Origin of the sequence: Ferrovum myxofaciens, assembly GCF_013181415.1 — a bacterium.
Lineage (GTDB): Bacteria > Pseudomonadota > Gammaproteobacteria > Burkholderiales > Ferrovaceae > Ferrovum > Ferrovum myxofaciens.
Map to the genome: position 1 here is coordinate 2,344,310 of NZ_CP053676.1, position 19,840 is coordinate 2,364,149.

22 protein-coding genes are annotated in these 19,840 nt (G+C 55.0%); 17 read left to right on the forward strand and 5 right to left on the reverse strand.

Annotation, left to right across the window (positions count from 1 at the left end; genetic code table 11):
• The first annotated feature begins 47 nt into the window (after nucleotides 1-47).
• Entirely contained in the window at nucleotides 48-698 is a 651-nt protein-coding gene (locus HO274_RS11560; protein WP_273119826.1) for a hypothetical protein, read from the forward strand.
• A gap of 8 nt (nucleotides 699-706) precedes the next feature.
• Here the strand turns inward: HO274_RS11560 and HO274_RS11565 are convergent, their stop codons facing one another.
• Nucleotides 707-1,135 (reverse strand): universal stress protein, encoded by a 429-nt coding sequence (locus HO274_RS11565; protein ID WP_062188256.1) that lies wholly within the window; start codon nucleotides 1,133-1,135, stop codon nucleotides 707-709.
• Between the two features lie 112 nt (nucleotides 1,136-1,247).
• Here HO274_RS11565 and HO274_RS11570 point away from each other — a divergent pair, with 112 nt between their 5' ends.
• Genes HO274_RS11570 through ccmE form a run of 9 tightly spaced genes read left to right on the forward strand, consistent with a single transcriptional unit; the run spans nucleotide 1,248 to nucleotide 8,160 of the window.
• Nucleotides 1,248-3,197 carry a heme lyase CcmF/NrfE family subunit gene (locus HO274_RS11570; RefSeq protein ID WP_273119827.1) on the forward strand — a complete coding sequence of 650 codons (1,950 nt, stop codon included), beginning with the start codon at nucleotides 1,248-1,250 and terminating at the stop codon, nucleotides 3,195-3,197.
• Between the two features lie 23 nt (nucleotides 3,198-3,220).
• Nucleotides 3,221-3,787 carry a DsbE family thiol:disulfide interchange protein gene (locus HO274_RS11575; protein ID WP_051862045.1) on the forward strand — a complete coding sequence of 189 codons (567 nt, stop codon included), beginning with the start codon at nucleotides 3,221-3,223 and terminating at the stop codon, nucleotides 3,785-3,787.
• On the forward strand, nucleotides 3,784-4,272 hold the full coding sequence (locus tag HO274_RS11580) for a cytochrome c-type biogenesis protein (RefSeq protein WP_031596256.1): 489 nt from the start codon (nucleotides 3,784-3,786) through the stop codon (nucleotides 4,270-4,272). The genes HO274_RS11575 and HO274_RS11580 overlap by 4 nt, the downstream gene beginning before the upstream one ends.
• Nucleotides 4,269-5,534: a c-type cytochrome biogenesis protein CcmI gene (ccmI, locus tag HO274_RS11585; protein WP_273119829.1), complete on the forward strand. Its 1,266-nt coding sequence runs from the start codon at nucleotides 4,269-4,271 to the stop codon at nucleotides 5,532-5,534. Before HO274_RS11580 ends, ccmI begins: the two co-directional genes overlap by 4 nt.
• 15 nt (nucleotides 5,535-5,549) lie before the next feature.
• A complete protein-coding gene (ccmA, locus tag HO274_RS11590) occupies nucleotides 5,550-6,155 on the forward strand; it encodes a cytochrome c biogenesis heme-transporting ATPase CcmA (RefSeq protein WP_031596252.1) in 606 nt (201 codons plus the stop codon).
• Nucleotides 6,156-6,175: 20 nt separating this feature from the next.
• Nucleotides 6,176-6,820: a heme exporter protein CcmB gene (gene ccmB / locus HO274_RS11595; RefSeq protein ID WP_264753751.1), complete on the forward strand. Its 645-nt coding sequence runs from the start codon at nucleotides 6,176-6,178 to the stop codon at nucleotides 6,818-6,820.
• 8 nt (nucleotides 6,821-6,828) lie between these two features.
• Nucleotides 6,829-7,572 carry a heme ABC transporter permease CcmC gene (gene ccmC / locus HO274_RS11600; RefSeq protein WP_273119832.1) on the forward strand — a complete coding sequence of 248 codons (744 nt, stop codon included), beginning with the start codon at nucleotides 6,829-6,831 and terminating at the stop codon, nucleotides 7,570-7,572.
• The gene (ccmD, locus tag HO274_RS11605; protein WP_273119834.1) at nucleotides 7,559-7,726 is read left to right on the forward strand and encodes a heme exporter protein CcmD; all 168 of its coding nucleotides are present in this window, start codon (nucleotides 7,559-7,561) and stop codon (nucleotides 7,724-7,726) included. The genes ccmC and ccmD overlap by 14 nt, the downstream gene beginning before the upstream one ends.
• Nucleotides 7,723-8,160 carry a cytochrome c maturation protein CcmE gene (gene ccmE / locus HO274_RS11610; protein ID WP_031596248.1) on the forward strand — a complete coding sequence of 146 codons (438 nt, stop codon included), beginning with the start codon at nucleotides 7,723-7,725 and terminating at the stop codon, nucleotides 8,158-8,160. The genes ccmD and ccmE overlap by 4 nt, the downstream gene beginning before the upstream one ends.
• 1 nt (nucleotide 8,161) lies before the next feature.
• Here the strand turns inward: ccmE and HO274_RS11615 are convergent, their stop codons facing one another.
• Nucleotides 8,162-8,824 carry a helix-turn-helix transcriptional regulator gene (locus tag HO274_RS11615; RefSeq protein WP_273119836.1) on the reverse strand — a complete coding sequence of 221 codons (663 nt, stop codon included), beginning with the start codon at nucleotides 8,822-8,824 and terminating at the stop codon, nucleotides 8,162-8,164.
• 311 nt (nucleotides 8,825-9,135) lie between these two features.
• Between HO274_RS11615 and HO274_RS11620 the strand changes: the two genes are divergently transcribed.
• The 7 genes from HO274_RS11620 to HO274_RS11655 are packed head-to-tail and all read left to right on the forward strand — an operon-like array spanning nucleotide 9,136 to nucleotide 17,486.
• Nucleotides 9,136-9,501 carry a response regulator gene (locus HO274_RS11620; RefSeq protein ID WP_031596245.1) on the forward strand — a complete coding sequence of 122 codons (366 nt, stop codon included), beginning with the start codon at nucleotides 9,136-9,138 and terminating at the stop codon, nucleotides 9,499-9,501.
• Between the two features lie 37 nt (nucleotides 9,502-9,538).
• Complete coding sequence (locus HO274_RS11625) at nucleotides 9,539-11,455, forward strand: chemotaxis protein CheA (RefSeq protein WP_273119838.1); 1,917 nt, start codon at nucleotides 9,539-9,541, stop codon at nucleotides 11,453-11,455.
• A gap of 21 nt (nucleotides 11,456-11,476) precedes the next feature.
• A complete protein-coding gene (locus HO274_RS11630) occupies nucleotides 11,477-11,965 on the forward strand; it encodes a chemotaxis protein CheW (RefSeq protein WP_031596242.1) in 489 nt (162 codons plus the stop codon).
• A gap of 37 nt (nucleotides 11,966-12,002) precedes the next feature.
• The gene (locus HO274_RS13415; protein ID WP_337954664.1) at nucleotides 12,003-14,927 is read left to right on the forward strand and encodes a methyl-accepting chemotaxis protein; all 2,925 of its coding nucleotides are present in this window, start codon (nucleotides 12,003-12,005) and stop codon (nucleotides 14,925-14,927) included.
• Between the two features lie 10 nt (nucleotides 14,928-14,937).
• Nucleotides 14,938-15,795 (forward strand): CheR family methyltransferase, encoded by an 858-nt coding sequence (locus HO274_RS11645; RefSeq protein ID WP_273122310.1) that lies wholly within the window; start codon nucleotides 14,938-14,940, stop codon nucleotides 15,793-15,795.
• Entirely contained in the window at nucleotides 15,792-16,403 is a 612-nt protein-coding gene (cheD, locus tag HO274_RS11650; protein ID WP_031596239.1) for a chemoreceptor glutamine deamidase CheD, read from the forward strand. The genes HO274_RS11645 and cheD overlap by 4 nt, the downstream gene beginning before the upstream one ends.
• 18 nt (nucleotides 16,404-16,421) lie before the next feature.
• Entirely contained in the window at nucleotides 16,422-17,486 is a 1,065-nt protein-coding gene (locus HO274_RS11655; RefSeq protein WP_273119842.1) for a protein-glutamate methylesterase/protein-glutamine glutaminase, read from the forward strand.
• A 41-nt stretch (nucleotides 17,487-17,527) separates the two neighbouring features.
• On the opposite strand, the gene HO274_RS11660 is transcribed toward HO274_RS11655, so the two are convergent.
• Genes HO274_RS11660 through HO274_RS11670 form a run of 3 tightly spaced genes read right to left on the reverse strand, consistent with a single transcriptional unit; the run spans nucleotide 17,528 to nucleotide 19,666 of the window.
• Entirely contained in the window at nucleotides 17,528-17,884 is a 357-nt protein-coding gene (locus HO274_RS11660; protein ID WP_273119844.1) for a DUF423 domain-containing protein, read from the reverse strand.
• A 13-nt stretch (nucleotides 17,885-17,897) separates the two neighbouring features.
• Nucleotides 17,898-19,190, reverse strand: a complete 1,293-nt coding sequence (locus tag HO274_RS11665; protein ID WP_273119846.1) for a DUF3443 family protein — start codon at nucleotides 19,188-19,190, stop codon at nucleotides 17,898-17,900.
• Entirely contained in the window at nucleotides 19,187-19,666 is a 480-nt protein-coding gene (locus HO274_RS11670) for a DUF2844 domain-containing protein (protein ID WP_273119848.1), read from the reverse strand. Before HO274_RS11670 ends, HO274_RS11665 begins: the two co-directional genes overlap by 4 nt.
• Nucleotides 19,667-19,840: the final 174 nt, after the last annotated feature.

Sequence of the window (19,840 nt, forward strand, 5' to 3'; positions counted from 1 at the left end):
TGGGTGAGTCCTCATTCTCATCTGCATCACTTTCCGGGAGAACCTGCATGAACGCTGACCAAAAGAAAAAGACACAGGTTGTCTTGGCGTGGCTGTTGGTCGGCGTCTTGTGTGTTGTGACCGAACCATCCTGGGCTCGTGGCGGTGGAGGAGGTCATGGCGGTGGAGGAAGGGGCGGCGGTGCCAGGGGAGGAGGATTCCATCAGGGGGGCTGGGGCGGAGGTGGTTGGCGCGGTGGCGGTGGCTGGCGCGGTGGTGGGGGTTGGCGCGGTGGGGGTTGGCGCGGCGGTGGCTGGCGCGGTGGCGGTTGGCGTGACGGTGGTTGGCGCGGTGGCTGGAGAGATGGTGGCTGGCGTGGTGGCTGGGGAGAAGGCTGGGGTTGGGGCGGTTTCGGACTAGGTTTGGGCTTGGGCTATGGGGCCTGGGCCTGGAATGACCCTCTCTTCTACGATCCCTATCCGGTGGGCTATCCTGTTTATCAGGCGCCTCCCACCGTGGTGGTTTCTGCGCCGGTTTCGCCTCAGGAAACGACTTATGTCGGACCGGCAGCGCAAGAACCAGAGAATGATCCACCGGGGGGAGCGACGCACGACTGGTTCTACTGCGACTCGGCAAAGGGCTACTACCCCTACGTCGAAAGTTGCCCTGAGCCATGGCACGCCGTTCCCAGCACACCCAATGGCCCTGTCCAGCCTTGAGTGCGGGATCAACGGAAGACGAGGACCGGGATTTTGGAGTGAGTCAGGACTTTTTGTGTTTCGCTCCCCAATATCAACCCGGTCAGTCCCCGTCGTCCGTGGGAGGCCATCAGGATGAGGTCGCACCCTTGGATGCGCGCGCATTCGATAATGCCTTCATAAACGGAATACTCTACGGACTTGCGGGTTTCAATGGAGACCTCCTGCGAACTCGCCAGGGTTTGGGCATTCGCTAGATATTGATCGGCCAAGCCCTCCAGTTGCTTCATGATTTCCAGTGGAGAATCCACGACAAACTCGGTGGTGGGCAGGTATTGAATGACTGCACAGTAAACCGTGACCTTGGCCTGTAAGGATTTGGCCAAACTCAACCCTCCATTCAACGCTTTATGCGAAAGTTCCGAACCATCCGTGGCGATGAGTAGATGGGTAAACATGAATGATCCTCCCTCGAGACCTGAACTGGGGGCTTCCCCGATTCCCCATCCCTGTTCGGGGTGAGGTACACTTACGAACTTTACGGAAATTATAGCCCCTTTGGGAGATCTCATGGCCCCGGAACTTGGACATTATTCACTGATATTGGCACTGACCTTGGCTGTGGGCATGGCGACTTTTTCTCTGGTGGGCGCGCAACGTGGCGTGGCTTCATGGATTGGTTTGTCGCGCCCCCTTGCCTTGACCCTGTTGCTGGCCATGGCCGTTTCCTTCGGTTGTCTGGCATGGTCCTTTGTGCACAACGATTTCTCGGTACTTTACGTGGCACAGCACTCCAACTCGAAGTTGCCGGTGCAGTACCAGTTTTCTGCCGTATGGGGAGGGCATGAAGGTTCGCTGTTGTTATGGGTGCTTTTATTGAGTACCTGGAGCGCCGCCGTTGCCATTTTTTCCCGCCGTCTCCCTGATCCTGTGGTGGCCCGTGCGTTGGGGGTGCTGGGCCTGGTCATCACGGGTTTTCTGCTCTTCATTCTTCTGACTTCCAATCCCTTCGACCGTCTTTTTCCGGCGGCTCTGGAAGGACGGGATCTCAACCCGCTCCTGCAAGATCCCGGATTGGTGTACCACCCACCCATGCTGTACATGGGTTATGTGGGATTTTCGGTGGCTTTTGCCTTTGCCTTATCCGCGCTGATTTCAGGAAAACTGGATGCCACCTGGGCCCGTTGGTCCCGTCCCTGGACTTTGGCCGCCTGGGTATTCTTGACCTTGGGGATCTGTTTTGGCTCACGCTGGGCTTATTATGAATTGGGTTGGGGGGGATGGTGGTTCTGGGATCCGGTGGAAAATGCTTCCTTCATGCCCTGGTTGGTGGGTACGGCCCTCATTCATTCATTGGTGGTCACGGAAAAGCGCGGTGCCTTTAAACGGTGGACGGTATTGCTGGCCATTGCGGCTTTTTCCCTCTCGCTGGTGGGGACCTTCATTGTCCGTTCCGGGGTATTGAATTCGGTTCATGCCTTTGCCTCGGATCCCAAGCGGGGGATCTTCGTCCTGCTCTTCCTTTCCCTGGTGATTGGCGGCTCTCTGACCCTGTTTGCCTGGCGCGCTCCTGCAGTGGGTGAGGGAGGGCGCTTCCAACTGGTCTCCAGAGAATCCTTCATTCTGCTCAATAATGTCCTGCTGGCTGTGGCTGCCGCCGCCGTGTTATTGGGCACCATCTATCCCATGGTGATCGATGCCCTGGGGATGGGCAAATTGTCCGTCGGTCCCCCGTACTTCAATACGGTGTTCGTGCCCCTCATGATTCCTCTGCTGCTGATTCTGCCCATCGGGACGCTGGCGCACTGGAAGCGCGCGAATTTGAAGGATATTCTGCGCGAGGTGCGGCTGGATATGGTCATCGCCCTGGTGGTGGGCATCGTGGTTCCTTTTCTGATGGGGGCGTTCAGCCTGTTGTCGGCATTGGGAATCGCCACGGCGGCCTGGCTGGCCACCAGTATTGCCCGCCAGGTCTGGTCCTGGCGCCATCTCAAAACAATTCCGCGCTGGTTCATTGGCATGCAGACAGCCCATTTTGGCATGGCGGTTTTTGTGGTGGGCGTGACCCTGATCAAGGGTTATGAAATTGAACGGGATGTGCGCATGGGGCCGGGGGACACCCTGACGCTCAAGGGAACAACTTTCCGTCTGGTGGGGGTGGAACCGGTGCCGGGGCCGAATTACAGCGCCTTGCGTGGCGCAGTGACCTACAGCGAAAACGGCAAGGTGGAAGGATTGCTGGAGCCGGAAAAACGGACCTATTTTTCTTCGCCCATGCCTATGACCGAAGCCGCCATCCATTCCACGATCTCCCGTGATCTGTATGTTTCCCTTGGGGAACCCCTGGATAATGGGGCTTGGAGCGTGCGTATCTATTACAAGCCCTTTGTCAACTGGATCTGGGCTGGTTGTGTTCTGATGGCTCTGGGAGGCGCGGTGGCGGCATCGGATCGGCGTTATCGCGTGCAGGCCAAGGCTGCACGGCAAGAAATGGCAGTGCAGCACGAGGTGACCGTATGACTGGAACGAATCCCGAGTCGGATATGTCTCAACCGGAATCCGTAGAGGTCAGAAAGTCTGCGCGTTTCAATGTCTGGTTTCTGGTTCCCCTGGGTGTCTTCGTGGGGCTGGCACTGTTCATGGGACTTGGCCTTCAGCATGACCCCCATGAAGTGCCGTCGCCCTTTATCGGCAAGCCCGCACCGAGTTTTCGTCTGCCGCTTCTGGAAGGTGAGGGAACTTTTTCGCCGGCGGATTACCGGGGCAAGGTCTGGATGCTCAACGTCTGGGCTTCCTGGTGCGTGTCCTGTCGTGAAGAGCACCCGATTCTGCTGAAATATGCTCGTCTTCATCAGGTTCCTCTGGTGGGACTGGACTACAAGGATGACCCTGATGCCGGGCGCAAGTGGGTGGATCAATATGGAAACCCCTACACCTTGACCGCCATGGATCAGGATGGACGGGTGGGCATCGATTATGGAGTCTATGGCGTGCCTGAAACCTATGTCATCGATGGCAATGGCGTGATTCGTTACAAGCAGATTGGACCCATTACGGAAGATGTCCTGCAGAAAACCCTGCTGCCCCTACTGGAGAAATTACAGAAATGAGCAGTGTGAAATGGCGCAAATACTTCCCTGTCCTGCTGCTGGGGTTTGGGTTGATGGGGCCCTGGGGGTTTTCTCACGCCGAAGAAGCCAAGCCTTTGGCTGATGATCCTGCAGTGGAAAAGCGTTTGCTGGTGATTGCCGAAGATATGCGCTGTCTGGTGTGTCAGAACGAATCTCTGGCAGCGTCCCAGGCCGATCTGGCCAAAGACCTGCGCCGCGAGATCCGTGATCAGATTCGCCAAGGCAAAACGGATCAGGAAGTGACAGACTACATGGTTGCGCGCTATGGGGACTTCGTGCGCTATCGTCCCCCGGTCAAGCCATCAACCTGGGTACTCTGGTTTGGTCCTTTCATTCTCATGCTGGGGGCGGTGGGACTTTTGGGCTGGGTATTGCGTCGCAGGATTCTGCAACGGCCTCCTGAACTCCCCCTTTCCTCCGCACAAAAACAACAGATCGAGGCGCTCCTGCGCGACCAACCATGACCGTATTTATTCTGGCGAGCGGGGGATTGACCCTGCTCATTCTGTGTTATCTCGTTTTTTCCTTGATCCGAGGGGGCGTGGTCAGCGACCATCGCAAAGCGCTCAATGCCGCCGTCTATCGTGACCAGTTGCAGGAATTGGAGGCTGAGCGGGCCGATGGCAGTTTGGCCGATCAGGACTATGACCAGGCGCGCGAAGAGGTGGAACGCCGTCTTCTGGAGGATACGGAAGTCATGCCGGAAGTGACGGATCGGGTGCATGGCCGAACGACTGCGCTGCTGCTCCTGGCGTTGATTCCATTGGCCAGCATCGGTATGTATCTTTGGCGCGGGCATCCTGAAGCCCTCGATCTCCAACCGGCGGAAATGACAGCAGCCCCAGCGCAGCAAATGACCCCCGCCAAGATCAATGACATGGTCAAGGCCCTGGCCGAGAAGTTGGCCAAAAACCCCGATAACCCACAGGGATGGGCCATGCTTGCACGTTCCTACATGAATTTGGACAAACCGGGAGAAGCCATCAAGGCTTTTGGTCATCTGAAGAAAGAAATGGCCAATGATCCGGAACTGATGGTGGATTATGCCGAGGCATTGGCAGCGGATGCTCAGGTGCGGGGCGATGACAAGCAGATGATCGAGTCCAATACCTGGGTCATGAATGCTCTCAAACTGGAACCGGGTAATGGCAAGGGACTCTTCATGGCCGGGAGTTTTGCTTTCATCACTCAGCAATACGCTCTGGCGGTGTCCTACTGGAGCAAGTTGATGCCCCTGTTGGAACCGAGTTCCCAGGATTCCTCCTTTGTCCTGGAACAACTCAACAAGGCACGGGCACAACTCAAACTGGCCCCGGTGACCGCAGATTCCTTCGCAGGGCCGGAAGGACCCGTCAAGCCCCAGGCTCAAAAAGGGGCTGCAGCCAGCAGCATCAGTGGGGAAGTGACGCTGGATCCTGCGCTCAAGGACAAGATCACCCCGGGAGAAACCCTGTTCATTTTTGCCAAGGCAGTACAAGGTCCTCCCATGCCTCTGGCAGTGATTCGAACCACGGTAGGGTCCTGGCCCCTCAAATTTCAGTTGACCGATGCTCAGGCCATGAGTCCTCAGTTCAACCTTTCGTCGGTGGATCTGGTGCGGGTGGAAGTTCGGGTGACGCAATCGGGTAATCCCATGCCTTCAAGCGGCGACCTGTTCGGAGCGACCTTGCCGCTCAAACCAGGAGCGCATGGGGTGGAACTGGTCATTAACCAAGTGCAGCCCTGAGCCGAGAACGGTTATATGCTTGCTGTGGCACAACTGACCTGTCAGCGTGGCGCACGCACCCTTTTCTCGGGGCTTTCCTTCACGCTGCCGGAAGGACAATGGATACAGATCCAAGGCCCCAATGGGGCAGGCAAGACCACTTTGCTGCGGGTTTTGGCGGGACTCGTCCAACCTCGGGAAGGAACTTTGACCTGGCAGGGCCAGGATGTGCAGGAATGCCGTGCCGAATGGCAGCGCGCTCTGCTCTATCTGGGTCATCATGCGGCCCTCAAGGAAGAGTTGACCCCGCTGGAAAACCTGCGTTTCAGTCTTGGGCTGGAAGCTTTTCCAGTGGATGAAGCAGCTTTGATGGAAGCACTGCATCGTTTTGGTTTGCAGGAGCGGGAGCATCTTCCGGTTCGCTATCTTTCTGCAGGGCAACGGCGGCGTGTTTTATTGGCACGTTTGCTCATCCGTCCGGCACAAGTATGGATTCTCGATGAACCTTATACGGCCCTGGATACTCATGCGACCCAGTTTCTTTCCACGGTCATTGAAGATCATTTGGAACGGGGAGGCAGTGCCATACTCACCAGTCATCAAACCTTGGGTTTGCGCCCGGGCATGAGCATTGCGTTATGATGACGGGGTTTTGGACTTCCATGAGGCGGGACCTGGTGCTGGCGACCCGGCACAAGAGTGAATGGCTGACGGCTTTATTCTTTTTTGTCATGGTTACCAACCTGCTGCCCCTGGGGGTTGGACCGGAAGTGTCTTTACTACGCAAAATCGCGCCAGGAGTATTGTGGATCGGGGCATTGCTCTCCACCTTGTTGGGGCTGCAGCGCTTGTTTTCCTCGGATCATGGCGATGGAACCCTGGAACAAATGGCCCTTTCTCCGGTGCCCCTGGCCTGGTTGGTGGCGGGTAAAATGGTGACCCACTGGTTGGTTTGCGGTCTGCCCGTCGTACTCATGGCTCCCCTGTTGGGTCTCCAGTTTGACCTGCCCGCTCGTTCCCTGGGTATCCTGGTCTTGTCCCTTCTGCTCGGAACGCCTATCCTGTCGGCGGTGGGGGCTCTGGGCGCGGCACTGACCCTGGGTCTGCGGGGGGGCGGGGCCCTCTTGTCGTTGCTCATTCTGCCGTTGTACATTCCTGCTTTGATCTTTGGCGCAGGAGCCGTGGAAGCAGATCTGTCCGGCATCAGCCCGCAGGGGCATTTATCCTTGCTGGGGGCCTTGCTGGTTCTGAGCGTGTTTTTTTCTCCCTGGGTGACATCCCTGGCGTTACGTATTGCACTGGAGTAAGATTTCCCATGAGCAACTCGGTTATCAACTGGTACAAATATGCCTCTCCTGCCACGTTTTATCCTCTGGCAGGACGTTTGATTCCCTGGTTTTTCGGGCTGTCGGTTCTATTGATCGCTTGGGGATTGTGGATCGGACTGTTTGTGGCACCCACCGACGCACAGCAGAGTGAAGGGTACCGCATCATTTTTGTCCATGTACCTGCCAGTTGGTTGTCCATGTTCATTTACTGCGTCATGGCCTTTTGGTCGGCCCTGGGCTTGGCTTTCAATACCCGATTATCCGGCATGTTAACCGCAGCGCTGGCACCCACTGGCGCTCTTTTCGCTTTTCTTTCCCTGTGGACGGGTGCACTCTGGGGCAAACCCATGTGGGGAGCCTGGTGGGTTTGGGATGCCCGCCTCACGTCACAGTTGATCCTGTTTTTTCTGTATCTGGGCTTCATTGCCCTGCAGTCGGCTATTGATGACCCGCGTCGGGCTGACCGGGCAGGAGCGTTGCTGGCTTTGGTCGGTGTGGTCAATATTCCGATCATCTATTTTTCGGTGCAATGGTGGAATACCCTGCATCAGGGCGCTTCCGTATCCCTGACCAAGGCCCCCAGCATGGCGCATATCATGCTGGAAGGCATGTTGATCATGGCATTGGGGTTCTGGTCCTACGCCATTGCCGTGGTTTTGACGAGGGTCCGGTGTATCATTCTGGAACGGGAGCTGACAAGCGAATGGGTGAAACGTAATGCATTGGACTAGTTTGCAGGATTTTCTGACTATGCGCGGGTATGGTCTTTATGTATGGGGCAGTTTTGGCGCCTGTGCCTTGGGCATGCTCATCGAGTCCCTGTGGGTGCGCCAGCGCTTGCGCACCATTCAGTCTCGTTTACCCAAGCAGGAGTTGAACGGATGAAACCTCGTCATAAACGGTTGGCGCTGATTTTCGGGGCGGTGGTGGTACTTGGGGTAGCCGTGGCTCTGGTACTCAATGCCTTTCGCAGCAATCTGGTTTTTTTCTATACCCCCACTCAGATCGTGCGCGGAGAAGCACCGAAAGACCGGGCTTTTCGCATTGGCGGACTGGTCAAAACGGGGTCTTTGCAGCGGCATGACCTCGTGGCTCATTTCATTGTCACGGATACCGTCAATGAAATCGCGGTTTCCTACCGGGGCATTCTGCCTGACTTATTCAAGGAAGGACGGGGCGTAGTGGCAGAAGGAAATTTAGGAAATGGACAGTTTGTGGCTACTGAAGTATTGGCCAAACATGATGAGAACTACATGCCGCCCGAGGCCAGGGCTGCCGTGGAGCAGGCACAAAAAACGGCACGGACCCTGCAAAAATGAGTCAGTCGAGGTGGTATTGCTGGGCAAACATGACCAACGAAGCGCGGCCATGCAGGTGTAGTTTTTGATAGATGCGTGAGAGTCGGTTGCGCAAGGTGGATTCCTGAATGCCCAACCATTCCCCCAGAGCCAACGCCTTGGCTTCCGGGTGATGAACGATCAAACGAATCAGTTCCTTTTCCTTGGTACTCAAGTCAAAAAACCCGGATGAATTGTTATCGGACTTTTGAGCTATGGACGAGAAAGCCTTGGTGAGAAGTCGCTCGCGCAGACGTGCCGGTACCCAGAGATGTTGCTGGGATACGGCGTGGAGCGCCCCCAAAATGGAACCAAGAGGTTCGGAAACATGGACGATTCCCAAAACCCCCTGTTGGATTTGCGCCTCCATTCCCTTCAGTTCCTCAGACTGGGTCAACAGGATCAGTTCGACATGATGCTCGGCCAGGTACGCGGATAGTGTGGGGAGGGTGTTCAGGGAAGCATCGTCCAGGATGACGATTTTGGGATGATGTCGTTCCAGTTCGCGAAAGAGACTGGTTGTGGGCGGGTGTCCGCCCAGCCATAGAAAGTTGCCCGGATGATCGGTCAACAGGGCGCTCAAACCTGCCAGGATCAGTTGATGGGAGGTAATGGCAAAAACGCGGATGCATGAATCTGGGGTCATGGTGCTTGCGCTTGAGAAAAAATGGAATGTTAGGGATTTCCTTGCTCGGGAGGCGAAAAAATCTGTCCGTTATGTAATGATTGTGAACCGGTGTTGCGGCGCGATTTATTGGCACCCGGAGACAGGGGAAATACCGGGAGAAACTTGGGGTTCTGTGTATGAAGTGGTGATCCCCATGAATTCATCAGGGTAGAAAAACAACTTTGGAACTGTTACAGTGGTCCCCCGCGTAGGTTCCATCTGGAGAGCCAGAACGACAGGGAATCCGGTGAAATTGAACTGTTTTAGAATCGACGGTCAAGGAGAAGAGAGTGGCCAAAAGTATATTGACGGTGGATGACTCTTCCTCCATCCGGCAAATGGTCGGATTTACCCTGAGGGGGGCGGGATATGACGTCATCGAGGCGGAAGATGGTCAGGAAGGGTTGGACAAAGCCCGTCAAAGGACCGTGGATCTGGTATTGACGGATCTGAATATGCCGAAGATGGATGGCCTGACTTTGATAAAAACCTTGCGTATGCTGCCGGCGTACCAGCATATTCCCATTTTGATGTTGACCACGGAGTCCAGTGATTCCATGAAATCTCAAGGTCGTGCCGCCGGGGCAACGGGATGGTTGGTCAAACCCTTCGATCCCCAAAAATTATTGGAAGTGGTCAATAAATGTATCGGGTGACCCGAACCGTTTTCAAATCCTGATCCGGGCCCTATTTGTGAGTATTGATCTCAGTCAGTTTTTTCAGGTGTTCTTCGATGAAACGGAGGAGCATCTGCTGGCCTTGGAAACTCTACTATTGGGTGTGGACCGGATGGCCCCGGTGGGCGAAGATCTGAATGCCATTTTTCGCGCGGTTCATTCCATCAAGGGGGGCTCCGCCACCTTTGGTTTCAACGATATGACCGAAGTCGCCCATGTCCTGGAGAATTTGCTGGATCGGGTGCGCAAACGCGAAATAATCTTGACAGAAGAGATGATCAATGCATTCCTGGAGGCTGGGGATGTGTTGCGTATGCAGTTGGCTTTTCACCGTGGACAGGGAAGTGTGGACCCGGATGTCGTGCAGGGCGTTCAGGAAAAATTGACCGCTCTGGCCAGTACAGTGGGTTCGGATTCCAATCCCATCTTTCCGGTGGAACATGCATCGGTTTCTGTTTTTTCTGGAGGGATCAAACAGAAGGTTCCAGAACCGGTGGTGCAGAACGATCCGGGATATGGATTTTTTGATGAAGGTCAGGATTTTTTTGAATCCATCCGTGAAGTAAAGCCGGAACCCGACCTCAGTTATGGTTTTTTTGTTGATCCTGTTTCATCAGCGGAAGTTTTCCCGGTTCCTCCTTCTGAGCCTGTGGGAGCCGGACAGGACTCCGTTGGTTCCGGAGTAAAGACGGATCCTGTTCCCGAACGGGTTTCCTGGGGGCGTCGAGCTGCCGATCGAGTCGGCACAGATCCCTCGATTCGTGTCAAGGTGGAAAAAGTGGACCAACTGATCAATCTGGTGGGCGAACTGATCATTACTCAGTCCATGTTGATGCAAGCCAGTGGGCCTCTGGAGGAAGTACGTCATGAATCCCTGAAAAGAGCGCTAGGCCAGTTAGAGCGCAATTCGCGCGACTTGCAGGAAGCTATCCTGTCGGTACGGATGTTGCCGATTTCCGTGGTATTCAACCGTTTTCCCCGACTGGTTCGGGACCTGGCCGGTAAAATGGGGAAGCAGGTGGAATTGAAAATGCTGGGAGAAGGTACGGAACTCGATAAAGGATTGATCGAGAAAATTTCAGATCCTTTGATGCATTTGATTCGCAACAGTGTGGATCATGGCATTGAAATGCCCGAACGGCGCCATAGGTTGCACAAGCCTTCCTGCGGGATGGTGACCCTCAACGCCTACCATCAGGGTGGAGCGGTGGTCATTGAAGTGAGCGACGATGGGGGGGGGTTGCCACGCGACAAAATTCTGTCCAAGGCACGTGAACAGGGTTTACCCTGTCATGATGCGATGACAGATGCCGAGGTATGGAATCTGATTTTTGAACCCGGTTTTTCCACCACCGATCAGATCACGGAGGTCTCGGGACGGGGCGTGGGCATGGATGTGGTCAAACGCAATATCCACCAGATGGGGGGGCGAATCGAGATCGACTCGACGGTGGGTCTGGGCATGCGTACGATCATTCGTTTGCCCCTTACCCTGGCCATTCTCGATGGTCTTCTGGTGGCAGTGGGAGAACAAGTTTATGTTCTTCCTTTGATCTCGATTCTGGAGTCGGTGCCATTGACCTCGGAAAATCTCCGTACCATCAGTGGTGATGGACGTCTGTTACAAGTACGAGGAGAATATGTTCCGCTGGTCGTGTTGGGTGAAAAGTTTCCGGTGCCTGGGGATCGATCCCTTTTTCCCGAAAATCCGCCCATTGCTGTGATCGTGGAAGCAGAAGGACACAAGGTGGCGGTGTGTGTGGATGCCCTGCTGGGGCAACAACAAGTAGTGATCAAAAGCCTGGAAACCCATTTTCGCAGGTTGGTGGGGATTTCTGGAGCCACCATTCTGGGCGATGGGCGGGTCGCCTTGATCGTGGATCCGGCACCCTTTGTGCACGAAAGCCGGTTTCCCCAGGCCGGAGTGGTTTGATGGACAAGGATGACGAGAATCATGATGAATCAGAATAACCCGACTCCTGCAGTGACTGCCAACGAATTTCTGATATTCACCTTGGGTAGCGAGGAATACGGGATCGATATCCTCAAGGTTCAGGAAATTCGGGGTTATGAAACCGTCACCCGCATTGCCAATACGCCGGATTTCATCAAGGGGGTGATCAACCTGCGTGGAGAAATCGTGCCCATCGTCGATCTCAGGGTGCGCTTTCACTTGGGAGACATCCGGTACGATGAATTTACCGTCGTCATCATTCTGTATCTGGTCGGACGGCTGGTGGGGATGGTGGTGGATGGCGTTTCCGACGTGTTGTCCCTGACCCCCGAGCAGATTCGTCCCGTTCCTGGTTTTACGGCAACCCTGGATACCCATTACCTGATGGGGTTGGGAACGTTGGACCAACGCATGTTGATTCTGGTGGACATCGAGCGTTTGGTGAAGAGCGAAGATATGGCGCTGATCGATAAAACTGCGAATGAATGATCCAACAATAAATAATATCTATCAAGGGGAATAGGGTATGAGAATCAATCTACCGGTGACCAACGTCGAATATGAATTCGGTGAGAATTTCATCATGGTATCGAAGACGGATCTCAAGGGACACATGACCTATGCCAATCCCTGTTTTATCGAGGCCAGTGGTTGTTCCGAACAGGAATTGATTGGTCAACCGCATAATTTGGTTCGTCATCCGGATATGCCGGAAGAGGTCTTTCGGGATCTATGGCAAACCCTCGAGAAAGGTTTGCCCTGGACGGGATTGATCAAAAACCGACGAAAAAATGGAGACTTTTACTGGGTCCAGGCTAATGTCACTCCCATTCAGGAGATGGGCGACTGCGTGGGCTATCTGTCTGTACGTACCAAGCCCAGTCGTCAGAAAATCGAAGAGACCGAACGAATTTATCGTCTCTTCAAGGAAAAGAAACAGGGTCGCCTGCGTATCGAGGAAGGTCGGGTCGTCAAAGTGGGCGTGCTGGGCGGCCATTTGCGGCGCTGGCGACATGGCTTGAGCGAAAATCAGCGCATCCTGTGGTCTTTTCTGGCGATGCTGATCGCCTTGTTGGCGGTGGGTGCCCTGACCTGGTGGGATGGGAAGGTCAGTGAAGCGAACATGGATGAAATCGTCAATCGACGGGTCATTTTTGTGCATGATCTAGTGGAACTCAAATTTTTGGTGGCCCAGAACCAGTTGCAGATGAGTGATCTGCTGAATCATTCTGCCGTTTCCGCGCCTCCGATCATGGGCACCAAGCCAGAGATACTGCACCGGGAAGGGGGGGCCGCGCCAGAACCTCTGCCCATTCATCAACTGGATGACTCTGTCGCTGATTTCAAGGTTGTTAGCCAGGCTCTGTTCAGCAGCCTGAGTGTGAATGTGGCGGCAGATGAACCAGCGAAAACCCAATTGAAGGATTTACAGATTCTTCTGGAAAGTTACGGGCGACAGGGACTGGATCCTTTGCTCGACCTTTTGCATCAGGGCGATCATGCCAGTGCAAAAGCGCTCATGGGACAAGAACTGAGGACATTGCAGGCTCAAATGTACCAGCAACTGGAAACCATGAATGATCGGGAGGTGGATGCACTGCGTACGGCCTATGCTCGGGAGCAGGATCGCCGGCATCTGTTGCGTTTGATTCAGGCGGGTATTGGAGCCCTGAGCGTGGTGGTGGCCATATTGCTGGTGGTATTGCTGATGAGGTATCTGACGCGTTCCATGCGTTCTGCTTCAGAAGTGATGGCACGCATTGCCCAGGGTCATTACGATAATAATATCGTGGTGGAGCAAAAGGATAAAATCGGTCAACTCATGTATGCCATCAAGTCCATGCAGACGCGCATGGGTTTTGAGGTGATGGAAAGCAGGCGTCTCCTGGATGAGAATTCACGGGTCCGGGTGGGGTTGAATAATGTGAGCGCAAGCGTCATGATCGCCGACCTCCAGCACCGTATCATATTCGTCAACAAATCGGCTCATGAGTTACTCAGGGCGGTACAGGGGGATATTCGTCGTGATCTCCCACGTTTTGAGGCAGATGCCCTGCTTGGCAGTTCCATCAATGATTTTTATGAAAATTCCGCTCACCAGAGTCGGTTGCTGGAACAACTGCGGGATTCACAACAAACTTGTCTCGAATTGGGGGGGCATACCTTTCAACTTACCTTCAGTGTCGTGCTCAATGAACGGAATGAACGACTGGGCTATGTAGTGGAATGGCTGGATCGGACTGCCGAATTGGCGATGGAAGAGGACGTCAATTCAGTGATTGAAAGCGCAGTCCAAGGGGATTTCTCGAAATTGATTCCGGTGGAGGGAAAGGAAGGGTTTCTGTTACGGGTGTCGGAGGGAATCAATGGGTTCATCAACAGTACCTCCAGCAGCCTCAAAGAGGTCAGTCGCGTTCTTTCATCCTTGTCTCAGGGGGATTTGACCCAGTCCATTACGCGCGACTACCAAGGGATCTTTGAACGCATGAAACAGGATGTGAATGCGGCGGTCGAGCAGTTGGCAACCCTCATCCAGCAAGTCAATGACTCCGCCGATACCATCAATGCGGCCTGCAAGGAAGTTGCCTCAGGCAGTGCCGACCTGTCCAGTCGAACGGAGGAACAAGCTGCCAGTTTGGAAGAAACCGCTGCCAGCATGGAAGAATTGACCTCTACGGTCAAGCAGAATGCAGAAAATGCTCGTCAGGCCAACCAGTTGGCACGCAATGCCCAGGATGTGGCGACGACGGGGGGAGCAGTGGTGGCGCAGGTCGTGCAGACTATGGGTGATATTGGGGCCTGTTCCAAGAAGATCGTTGATATCATTGGCGTGATCGATGGCATTGCCTTTCAGACCAACATCCTGGCTTTGAATGCGGCAGTGGAAGCTGCGCGGGCTGGGGAACAGGGACGTGGTTTCGCGGTGGTGGCCAGCGAAGTACGCAATCTGGCCCAGCGTAGCGCGGCAGCAGCCAAAGAAATCAAGGGGTTGATTGGGGATTCGGTGGGCAAGGTGGAAGTGGGCGTCGGCCTGGTGGAAAAAGCCGGTCGTACCATGACCGATGTGGTGATCTCTGTGACCCGGGTCACGGATATCATGGGAGAAATCGCGGCGGCTTCCACAGAGCAAAGCCGGGGTATCGAACAAGTCAATGTGAGCATCACCCAGATGGATGATACGACCCAGCAAAATGCTGCGTTGGTGGAAGAAGCTGCTGCTGCTGCGGCTTCCCTGGAAGAACAGGCGGAGAGCCTCAAACGTTTGATGGGGACCTTCAGGATTCATCAGAGTCCTGTGACATCAGGTAAAACCATTCACAATCTGAGTCGAACCATGAGGGACTTTCCGCGTTTGATGGCGCAGGAAGCACGTACTGAACCCAGGCGTCCCATGGTATTGGGAGTTCAGAAACCGGCGGACAGTGAGGATGGTGACTGGCAGGAGTTCTGAGATAGAGGTGATGGTGAGACCCCGTGAATTTTGTTTTACCGAACGTGATTTTGAACAGGTGCGGAATCTGATTCATGAGCGGGCTGGCATTTCTCTGAGTGATAACAAACGAGAATTGGTCTATAGCCGGCTGACGCGACGTTTGCGCGCCACGGGCGCAAAAAGTTTTGAGGATTATTTGAAGAATTTCCTGACAGGGGGGACTTCAGAGTGGGAGGGGTTTATCAACGCGCTGACCACCAACCTCACCTCGTTTTTTCGCGAAAACCATCATTTTGAGTTGTTGGCCCAACAGTTGCGGGGATTGGCCGCGCGGGGTTCCCCCATTCGTCTGTGGTGTTCTGCCTGCTCTACGGGGGAGGAACCTTATTCCATGGCCATGACGGTATTGGAAACCCTCGGCCCTAATCCTCCCGTTTTGATCCAGGCCACCGATATCGATACTCATGTCCTGGCTCAGGCTGAACAAGGGACCTATGCCGCAGAAAACCTGACCTTGAGTGAAATCCGTCTGCACCGGTTTTTTCATAAAGGGGTGGGTAAACATTCAGGGTCGGTTAGAATTCGTCCTGAGGTACGTCGTTTGGTGACATTTTTTCAACTGAATTTGCTGGACACTCATTGGCCGCTGTATTCTTCCCTGAATGCCATATTTTGTCGTAATGTTATGATTTATTTTGATAAAAATACTCAATACAAAGTCTTGAAAAAAATGTCTCAGTATCTTGATCCGGAAGGGTTGTTGTATGCCGGTCATTCCGAGATTTTTTACCATGCCCGCGATTTTTTTCACCTGCGGGGTAAAACCGTATATCAACTTTCTCCAAGCAAGGCAACGGGAATGGTCAATCAAGTCGAGCAACGATGACAGATACGTCCTGCCAGGAAATCTTTACCCCGAACGGTTATTTTGATCGCCAGTTTCAGCGGGAAGCGATCAAGATTCTGCCTGGGGAATATTATGTGACGGGACGGGATATGGTTCTGGTGACCGTGTTGGGATCCTGTGTGGCAGCCTGCCTGTGGGACCGAGTGGCTGGATTGGGCGGGATGAATCACTTTATGTTGCCGGATGATCTGCGCGAGGGAGGAACACCGCTCAGCGTGGCAGGTCGTTATGGCGCTTATGCCATGGAGTTGATGATCAACCGCCTGATCAAGGCAGGAGCCCGGCGCAATCATCTGGAGGCCAAGGTTTTTGGGGGGGCAGAAGTGTTGCGCGGTTTTACCACGGCCCGGATTGGGGAACGTAATGCGGAATTTATACTGGAATATCTTCAGACTGAAAATATCCCCGTGACGGCTCAGGATCTGATGGACATTTATCCCCGCAAGGTCTATTTCTTTCCCAATACCGGCAAGATTCTGGTCAAACGTCTGCGCTCGGTTCACAACGATACCATTGTGACCCGTGAGCAACGCTACAGTGAGCGTATCCGCGGAACGGACATTTCAGGAGGAGTGGAACTGTTCTAGTTCCTTATGGCCAAAAGAATGAGAGATAGGACAGCCATCGTGAATGGGTTACGCAAGATCAGGGTGTTGATCGTGGATGACTCGGCCCTGATCCGGGCTATTTTGACCGAGGTGGTGAGCAGTTTTCCTGATTTGGAAGCCGTGGGGGCAGTCGCTCATCCGTTGCAGGCTCGTGACATGATCAAGGCATTGAACCCTGATGTCTTGACCCTCGACGTGGAAATGCCCAAGATGGACGGGTTGACCTTTCTCGAGCGTCTGATGCGTCTGCGTCCCATGCCTGTATTGATGATCTCATCCATGACCGAGCGAGGGTCCGAAGTGGCCCTCAATGCCCTTGAATTGGGTGCGGTGGATTTCATTGCCAAACCCAAACTCGATGTGGCATCGGGATTGCAGGGGTATGCGGAAGAAATTGCCGGCAAGATTCGCATGGCGTTTCATGCCCGTGCTTCAAGTTGCATTCATGGTCAGAGCACGGTGTCTCCAGTCAGCCACTCCGGAAAATTCTCCGGGCCTGAAAAAATTGTTCTGGTGGGCTCGTCCACAGGCGGTACCGAGGCCCTGAAGGTTTTTCTCGAGCCCATGCCCGCAGATGCCCCCGCCATTCTGATCACCCAACATATGCCGGAGGCCTTTACCAAATCCTTTGCAGCCCGGCTGAATGGGTTATGCCGCATGAATGTCAAGGAGGCCGAAGAAGGTGAAAGGGTCTTGTCTGGTCACGTCTATGTGGCGCCGGGACATTCCCATTTGCGTGTAACGCGTAATGGAGCCGGATATATGCTTCGTCTGGGAGGTGATGCCCCGGTCAACCACCACCGCCCTTCGGTGGATGTGCTGTTTCAGTCCGCAGTTCAAAGCGTGGGGGCCAATGGGCTGGTTGTCCTATTGACCGGCATGGGGCGGGACGGTGCCCAGGGAATGCTCCAGATGCGCCAGGCGGGCGCCTATACCATCGCCCAGGATGAGGCCACCAGCGTGGTGTATGGTATGCCGCGGGCCGCTGTGGAAGTGGGGGCGGTGGATGAAGTGCTGCCCCTTGGCGCCATTGCCCGGCGGGTGCTCGAACACCTGCGTTAACAGATCCGGTGAGTTTTCAGGGATTGGCGAAACTCGGTTTTCTATTCGGGGCGGGGGCGAGCCACTTTCCAGCTTACCCAGGCCCACCCTGTCAGCATGGCCAATCCGCCTAGGGGCGTAACGGCTCCGAGCCAGGAGGCACCGGTCAAAGCCAATAGGTAGAGGGACCCTGAAAACACCAGAACGCCTCCGCCGATCAGTCGACCGGGGCCGCGCATGTCCACGCCCGTCCACCCCCCCAGACCGATCAGTCCCACGGCGTTCCACAACTGATATTCCACCCCGGTATGCCATACCTCCAGCAAAGGCGGCGCCAGAATCGAACGCAAGGCATGGGCTCCGAAAGCCCCCAGGACGATACCCGTGAAAGCCAGCAGGGCACCGCTCAGGCGCAGCATTCTCGGGGATGAATCATTTGACGGCATAGAAGGGTCCGGTAAAAGAGGTGCTGCCCTGGGTAGCCTGGGCACCATTCAACCCATTGATGATGGAATGGCCATAAAAGTAGGGCAAGCCAAAATCTGCCGACCCCGCCGTGGCTCCATTGTCCGAGCCGCTGTCATTGAAGGCGACATTTCCGCCGTTCAGGTAGTTGGTAATATCGAGTAATCCGAAGGAGAGTGGCGCGGTATTGGACGGGGTGACAAAGGAAGTGGCCGTGCCCGTGATCGTTTGCAGACTCTGAGGGTTATAATTCCCAGAGGAATTGGTGGGAATGCCGGTCAGGGGAATGAAATACAGGTTTGATCCGCTGTCGAAGAAGGAGGCAGGATAGGTTCCGCTCTGACCCGAGAGGCTGGCCGTAAAATTGCCTATATTCGGCCCCGAGGCGGGGACAGGGACCACGGAATAACCGGACGTGAGGGAATTGTTGGCTTGGGTGTTGATGCCGAAGGTCAGGGTGCCGCTTGCTGTGGTTTGTCCTGTGGATGCAATGGTGGGCAAGGTCAGAATCGTCCCGTTGTTGTCGCTGCTGAAGGCGACCACGGGGTTGGAGACGATGCTGGTCAGGGCAAGGTTGCCAGACCCTGTGTTTGCGTTGGTAGTGCAGGCATAGTAGGGGCTGAGATCATGCAGAAATACCCCCACGCCCAGCAGTCCGTTGCCCCCGATCCCGGACAGGTTGCCGATGTTGGAGCCGGAACTGGAGCAACTGCTCGGTGGAGTAAAGGAATTTTGACCGCCAACCAACTGGATGGGGATCGGGTTGATGGTGGCTTCACCCCCCACCTTGACCGTGGCCTGGTAAACCCCCCCCCACATGTAGCCCCCCAAAAACTGGGCACATTCCATGACGGGAGCTGTCCCGTTAGTGACGGCAGGAAGATTCAGGTTGCTGATCCCGGGAAAGTCGGCGCGTACCCTCAGTCCGTAGGAACCCGTATCCACGATGACGTGATCGATGGTGACACACTGGCTCCCATGACAAACCTGCACGGTGACATAGGGCAGGTTCATGGTGGGGTAGTTTACGGCGGCATATTGTTCTACAGTCACCGGAACTTGATTGGCGGTGGTGGACGGAGAAGCCGTAAAAGGCGTGGGAATACTGGTGGCTGGAACGGTCAAGGCATTGCAGGTCTGAGCCGTTGTCATGGTCCCCCCTCCGCCCCCGCCGCCACCCCCTCCACCACAAGCCGTCAAAGCCAGGAAAAGCCCCGGGATCAGTGCCCGAAGGAAAAATTTCAGTGAAGGCGTCTTCATGGGGCCACTCCAAGAAGAGAGAGGTCCAGACCCGCAGGCAGCAGAGCCGGGGCGTAGGCGGAGCCCTGATAGGCTCCCATGTGACCACTGGCATGAACGACCAGAGCGGGCGTATGGAGAGCGATGGGGGTCCGGTAGGACCCCGGGCGCAGGTGGAGGTTCTGGAGAGACTGTTGGTACTGGGGAAAATAGGAACCCAAAAAAACACTGGAGTCAGGCAGGGTGGGGCCTGACCAGGTCAGAGCAAACACGGTGCCATGACTGGAGTATTCCGTCACGATCACATGCTGCAAGGTTTCAACGGATTGTTGACGAATTCCCCCAGGGGGGCTGGCAGAAGCCGCATGGGCAGGGACATAGGAGGTTAACGGGAACCCTTCCTGTGGCACTTGCAGATCATTTCCTCCCAATGCCGCCCATCCCTTCAGAGACACCATTAAACCGAGAACCCCCAATGACCAGAGTACACGTACCATCTTCAAACCTCGCAATGGGGAAAGACTTCAGACTAACAGAACACGCGGGTTCGATTGTGACTCTCTGTAAAAGTTCAGGGTGTTTTGATGGGTACTCCCCAGCAACCCCGTAATCCGTAGGCAGGGTCCTCTGCGTTGGGGCGCAGTGGTAGAACTTCCCTGACCTGCCGCAGT

Bases quoted from the DNA above. Each gene is read 5' to 3' on its own strand.
- HO274_RS11575 (WP_051862045.1), top strand. From the start codon at position 3,221: ATGTCTCAACCGGAATCCGTAGAGGTCAGAAAGTCTGCGCGTTTCAAT.
- ccmI (WP_273119829.1), top strand. From the start codon at position 4,269: ATGACCGTATTTATTCTGGCGAGCGGGGGATTGACCCTGCTCATTCTG.
- ccmC (WP_273119832.1), top strand. From the start codon at position 6,829: ATGAGCAACTCGGTTATCAACTGGTACAAATATGCCTCTCCTGCCACG.
- HO274_RS11665 (WP_273119846.1), bottom strand. From the start codon at position 19,190: ATGAAGACGCCTTCACTGAAATTTTTCCTTCGGGCACTGATCCCGGGG.
- HO274_RS11645 (WP_273122310.1), top strand. From the start codon at position 14,938: ATGGTGAGACCCCGTGAATTTTGTTTTACCGAACGTGATTTTGAACAG.
- HO274_RS11655 (WP_273119842.1), top strand. From the start codon at position 16,422: ATGAGAGATAGGACAGCCATCGTGAATGGGTTACGCAAGATCAGGGTG.
- HO274_RS11565 (WP_062188256.1), bottom strand. From the start codon at position 1,135: ATGTTTACCCATCTACTCATCGCCACGGATGGTTCGGAACTTTCGCAT.
- HO274_RS11570 (WP_273119827.1), top strand. From the start codon at position 1,248: ATGGCCCCGGAACTTGGACATTATTCACTGATATTGGCACTGACCTTG.
- HO274_RS11630 (WP_031596242.1), top strand. From the start codon at position 11,477: ATGATGAATCAGAATAACCCGACTCCTGCAGTGACTGCCAACGAATTT.
- ccmA (WP_031596252.1), top strand. From the start codon at position 5,550: ATGCTTGCTGTGGCACAACTGACCTGTCAGCGTGGCGCACGCACCCTT.
- ccmD (WP_273119834.1), top strand. From the start codon at position 7,559: ATGCATTGGACTAGTTTGCAGGATTTTCTGACTATGCGCGGGTATGGT.
- HO274_RS11560 (WP_273119826.1), top strand. From the start codon at position 48: ATGAACGCTGACCAAAAGAAAAAGACACAGGTTGTCTTGGCGTGGCTG.
- cheD (WP_031596239.1), top strand. From the start codon at position 15,792: ATGACAGATACGTCCTGCCAGGAAATCTTTACCCCGAACGGTTATTTT.
- HO274_RS13415 (WP_337954664.1), top strand. From the start codon at position 12,003: ATGAGAATCAATCTACCGGTGACCAACGTCGAATATGAATTCGGTGAG.
- HO274_RS11660 (WP_273119844.1), bottom strand. From the start codon at position 17,884: ATGCTGCGCCTGAGCGGTGCCCTGCTGGCTTTCACGGGTATCGTCCTG.
- HO274_RS11580 (WP_031596256.1), top strand. From the start codon at position 3,784: ATGAGCAGTGTGAAATGGCGCAAATACTTCCCTGTCCTGCTGCTGGGG.
- HO274_RS11615 (WP_273119836.1), bottom strand. From the start codon at position 8,824: ATGACCCCAGATTCATGCATCCGCGTTTTTGCCATTACCTCCCATCAA.
- HO274_RS11670 (WP_273119848.1), bottom strand. From the start codon at position 19,666: ATGGTACGTGTACTCTGGTCATTGGGGGTTCTCGGTTTAATGGTGTCT.
- ccmB (WP_264753751.1), top strand. From the start codon at position 6,176: ATGAGGCGGGACCTGGTGCTGGCGACCCGGCACAAGAGTGAATGGCTG.
- ccmE (WP_031596248.1), top strand. From the start codon at position 7,723: ATGAAACCTCGTCATAAACGGTTGGCGCTGATTTTCGGGGCGGTGGTG.